General features: G+C 36.6%; 2 protein-coding genes and 1 pseudogene. 1 reads left to right on the forward strand and 2 read right to left on the reverse strand.

The window, feature by feature from the left end; translation table 11 throughout:
* Nucleotides 1-7: 7 nt before the first annotated feature.
* Nucleotides 8-996, reverse strand: a pseudogene (locus FC65_RS06780) (IS30 family transposase).
* 303 nt (nt 997-1,299) lie between these two features.
* On the opposite strand from FC65_RS06780, the gene FC65_RS06785 reads away from it, so the two are divergent.
* Nucleotides 1,300-4,116 carry a DNA methyltransferase gene (locus tag FC65_RS06785; protein ID WP_056972040.1) on the forward strand — a complete coding sequence of 939 codons (2,817 nt, stop codon included), beginning with the start codon at nt 1,300-1,302 and terminating at the stop codon, nt 4,114-4,116.
* A gap of 89 nt (nt 4,117-4,205) precedes the next feature.
* Here FC65_RS06785 and FC65_RS06790 read toward each other — a convergent pair whose 3' ends face one another.
* The gene (locus FC65_RS06790; RefSeq protein ID WP_056972041.1) at nt 4,206-4,598 is read right to left on the reverse strand and encodes a hypothetical protein; all 393 of its coding nucleotides are present in this window, start codon (nt 4,596-4,598) and stop codon (nt 4,206-4,208) included.
* Nucleotides 4,599-4,715 lie beyond the last annotated feature (117 nt).

Here is a 4,715-nt window from a genome sequence, read left to right on the forward strand (position 1 = left end):
CGAATTGTCAAACTAAGTGCAACGGTTTGTCAAAAAATACTTCATATGGGGTTTCATAGTTTAACACTTTGCGAGGACGTTGATTTAACTGCTTTTGGCAGTGTTCAACGTCCTGTTCTGTATAATTATCAATATCTGTTCGCTTGGGAAAATATTCCCGGATTAATCCATTTGTATTTCTCATTTGTTCCACGCTGTTCAGGCGAATATGGATCGGGCCAATAGACAGTAACACCTAACCTTTCGCTGATTTCATCAAGATGAAGAAATTCGGTCCCATGATCTGGTGTAATAGAATGAACAAATTATTTAGGAATGGCCCCTAACAGTTCAACTAAGCCTTTATTTATCTCCTGCGAGTCCTTTTGCACAACCTTTTTGATAAGCGTAAGCCGACTAAGCCGATCGACAACCGTTAAAAGGATGGAGTGACCCGTTCGACCAATCACAGTATCAATTTCCCAGTCACCTTATACGTTGACGCTGGTTGATAAAACCAGGGCGCTCATGGATCGAGATATAGTCGGTCTGTACTTCTCGATGTCGTCTAGTATTCTTTGAATGCCGAGTCCGATGTTTATGTCTGAGATGGCGCTGAATACCGGTATCACCACGTGAGGAGTACTTCTCACCTAAATTGTGTTGATAGATATGACGGTAAATTGTGTTGTAGCTAACACACCATTGATGTTCCTTATTAAAGCGAGCGGTAATCTGCTCTGGTGACCAGTGCAGATCTAAGATGTAATGAACAATTTGACGGCGTAATTGTGGATGGCTGTCTAATAGCCGCTTCTTGTGACAATTCTGCCGCTTTTGATGATAGTCATTATCTGCTTTGCTTGGGGAATAATTACCTGCACAACGTTTTAACTCCCGTAAAATAGTGCTTGGATTTCGCCCCAGCCGTAACGCAACAGCCCGGATAGATAACCCCTTAGCTCGTAAAAACATAAGTATTTCACGTTCTTTTATAGTAAGATGTTTATAGCTCATACCGGATACCTCGAATTGTTTGATTTGGTCGTTAAACATATTCTACCCGGTATGGGTTTATTTTTTTACTTTGTGTTGCATTTCAATTGTAAATTCGCCATCGGAAGAGAGCTGTATATACTGATATAATAGGCTTTACGCCTATTTTTTTGTGTGCAAAATTATGTTTGAAATTGATATCGAATGGTACTTTGTGCCTTTCGGTATAATATATATTCCTGGAATGTCAATTTAAGCGCTTATTTAGAGGGGAGTAGTGATAAAATTAGTTAAGTAAGTTTAATTAAAGGGGAATACTTAGAAATGCCAACACGAAAACAAGCTGCTCAAGCCTTTGTCAAAACTTGGAGTGATTCATCTAAGGGGCGTGAAGATGCCGACCGTCAGTCTTTTTGGAATGATTTATTACAACGGGTTTATGGAATTACTAATTACTATAATTATATTGAGTATGAAAAAGATGTTCAGGTCCAAGCAGACGGTAAAATTACTACTCGTCGAATTGATGGTTATATTCCGTCCACTAAAGTTATGATTGAAATGAAAGGTAAAAATGTTAATGACCTTTCTAAACCGATTAAACAATCAGGTGGAGATGAGTTAACCCCTTATGAACAGGCTAAACGGTATGCTAATCACTTACCTAATAGTGAGCAACCACGTTGGATAATCGTTTCTAATTTTAGTGAATTTGACATTCATGATATGGAGGATCCACTTGGTGATCCTGAAATAATACGGCTAGAAGATTTACCCCAGAAGGTAAAAGTACTAGAGTTCCTGGTTAATGTTGATCAGCAAAAGATTATCAATGAAAAGAAGCTATCAGTTGATGCTGGTAATTTAGTAGCTAAAGTTTACGATGAGTTAACGAAAGCATATGCGGCTGGTAGAGGGGTAGATATTGACGACCCTAAGATTCAACAGAGCTTAAATATGCTAATCGTTCGTTTAGTATTTTTGATGTACGCAGACGATAGTAATCTTTTTGCTAGGGATAACTTTTTTCAAAACTTTATTGAGCGGAGAGAACCACAAGATATTCGACGGGGGTTAATCGAACTGTTTAAAGTGCTAGATCAGCCAGAGGAGGAGCGCGATCCCTATCTTAGTGATGAATTTAATCAGTTCGCCTATGTTAATGGTGGGATGTTTAGCAATGAGAATATTGTTATCCCGCAGTTTACTGATGAGTTAAAACGCTTGATCGTTGAAGATGCGGGGGCCGGCTTTGATTGGTCAGATATTAGCCCAACCATCTTTGGGGCGGTTTTTGAATCAACTTTAAACCCCGAAACTCGCCGTTCTGGTGGGATGCATTACACGTCAATTGAAAACATTCATAAAGTAATCGATCCCTTATTTTTGAATGATTTACACGAAGAGTTTGATAAAATCCAAAATATGGGTAATTCTAATCAACGGACTAACCGTGCTAGGGAGTTCCGTCAAAAGCTTGGTAAATTAGCCTTTTTTGATCCTGCCTGTGGGTCTGGTAACTTTCTTACGGAAACTTATTTGTCATTACGTAAGATGGAGAATGAGTGCTTACGGATTATCGTAGGGGAAAATCCGACATTAGTAACAAGCACTGAATATAATCCGCTAGTTAAAATTCAAAACTTCTATGGGATTGAAATTAACGATTTTGCCGTTGCTGTTGCTCGAACAGCTATGTGGATTGCGGAAAGCCAGATGTGGGAACAAACGAAGGACATTACGTATGCCAATCAGAATTTCTTGCCTCTGGACAGCAATGATTCTATATATGAAGGTAACGCTCTGCAAATGAAATGGGATGACATAATTAAACCTTACGAACTAAACTATATTATGGGGAATCCGCCATTTGTAGGGTATAAGTATCAAAATAAGTCGCAAAAAGAAGATATTAAGCATATTTACAGAGACGAAAATAACAAACCATTTAAGTCGACTAAAAAAATTGACTATGTTGCTTGCTGGTTCTTTAAAGCTGCTGAATTTATAAAAGGAAGCACCACAAAAGTATCGTTTGTTTCTACGAACTCAATTACACAGGGAGACTTAGTTTATAATATTTGGGCTCCACTCATTAAGCTATTTTCTGTAAATATATTATTTGCTTATAGAACGTTTATTTGGAATAATGAAGCCAAAAATAAGGCAAACGTCCATGTTGTTATCATAGGGTTCAATAGTGGTGTATCTTCAGATTCAAAAATAATTTATGATCCGAATCCAAAGATGGTAAAACACATTAATCCATATTTACTAGATGCACCAACTGTAATGGTACGGTCGCAAACAGATCCAATTAGTGCGACTAAAAGTATGAATATAGGTTGCCTTGCTTCTGATGGAGGTAATCTGATTATTGATGAATCTGAAATTGAAGATTTTAAAAAGAATGATCCTCTTTCTGTAAAATATATAAAACGTGTGATGGGAGGCGTAGATCTTTTAAGAAATGGGGTTAGATATTGCTTATGGTTGCAGAATGTGAAACCTGGAGAGCTTAAAAAGATGCCTATGGTTATTAATCGTCTGAAGCGTGTTAAGGAACATCGTCTCAAAAGTAGTAAAGACCAAACGAGAGAAATGGCAAATGTACCATATCTTTTCCAAGAAATAAGGTTACCGGGAAACGATTATTTGGCAATACCTGCAACTTCTTCTGAACGACGTGATTACATACCTATGAAACTTCTCTCTAAAGATGTTATACCACTTTTTCCACTTTCAACAATTCCTAATTCAACTTTATATGATTTGGGAATTTTAGAATCAAGTACGCATATGGCGTGGATGAGGATAGTTGCTGGAAGACTGAAGAGTGATTATAGGTATTCTTCGAAAGTTGTATATAATACATTTCCATGGCCAAATATTAATGTTAAACAAAAATTTGAAATTAAAAGAACTGCTCAAGGAATACTAGACGCACGAAATAATTATCCAGAAAGTTCTTTAGCTGATTTATATGATCCACTTGAAATGCCGATTGATTTACGAAAAGCTCATCAATCTAATGATCGTGCCGTATTGAAATCTTATGGATTGAAACCAACAACAACTGAGGCTGAGGTTGTTCAGCAATTGTTTAAAATGTACGAAAAGTTAACTAAGCAGGAAAATTAGTGGTATATACCTATCCGTGAAAAATAAGGCGGACGGCTAACGAAGAACATGCGTCAGTCGCCCGCTATTTTTTTTTGCAAAATATTGTACTAATATCGATTTTTACGTCGATCATCAAAAGTGTGGTTTAGTAGGTCATCTACAGTTTTCGCATTTTTCATAATGTCGAAGTATTCTTTGTTTTCTTGATTTTCAGCCCATTCTAAGTATTTGGTTGCATGATTAACTTTTTTGTTGTACCAATTCATCCAAGGTTGGGAGCTTTGTAAAAAGGTTGAATCCATTCTAGGGTATAGGTCTTTAGCAGATGCAGGGAAATTAGGTATGGTAACTTTGTGAATTGAATCACCAACGTTGATATCGTAAGTTTCCATATTTACGTCACGGGTAGCTTTTGACATCTTTAAATATATTGCAACACCAAGTCCACTATCTTTAGAGGAGTCCATATAATCTTTTATTTTATTTAATACCAGAGGCATGAAATCTTTTAATAAAAATTTGAGTAATGAATTTTTCGTATCACTTTCGAATTGAGTATTTTTTCTAAAATTATAATTATTACCTTTTAACCTGAATTATTCATACTTTTCCCTTAA

Origin of the sequence: Ligilactobacillus acidipiscis DSM 15836 (assembly GCF_001435755.1) — a bacterium.
In the GTDB taxonomy this organism is placed as follows: domain Bacteria; phylum Bacillota; class Bacilli; order Lactobacillales; family Lactobacillaceae; genus Ligilactobacillus; species Ligilactobacillus acidipiscis.

Bases quoted from the DNA above. Each gene is read 5' to 3' on its own strand.
- FC65_RS06785 (WP_056972040.1), top strand. From the start codon at position 1,300: ATGCCAACACGAAAACAAGCTGCTCAAGCCTTTGTCAAAACTTGGAGT.
- FC65_RS06790 (WP_056972041.1), bottom strand. From the start codon at position 4,598: ATGCCTCTGGTATTAAATAAAATAAAAGATTATATGGACTCCTCTAAA.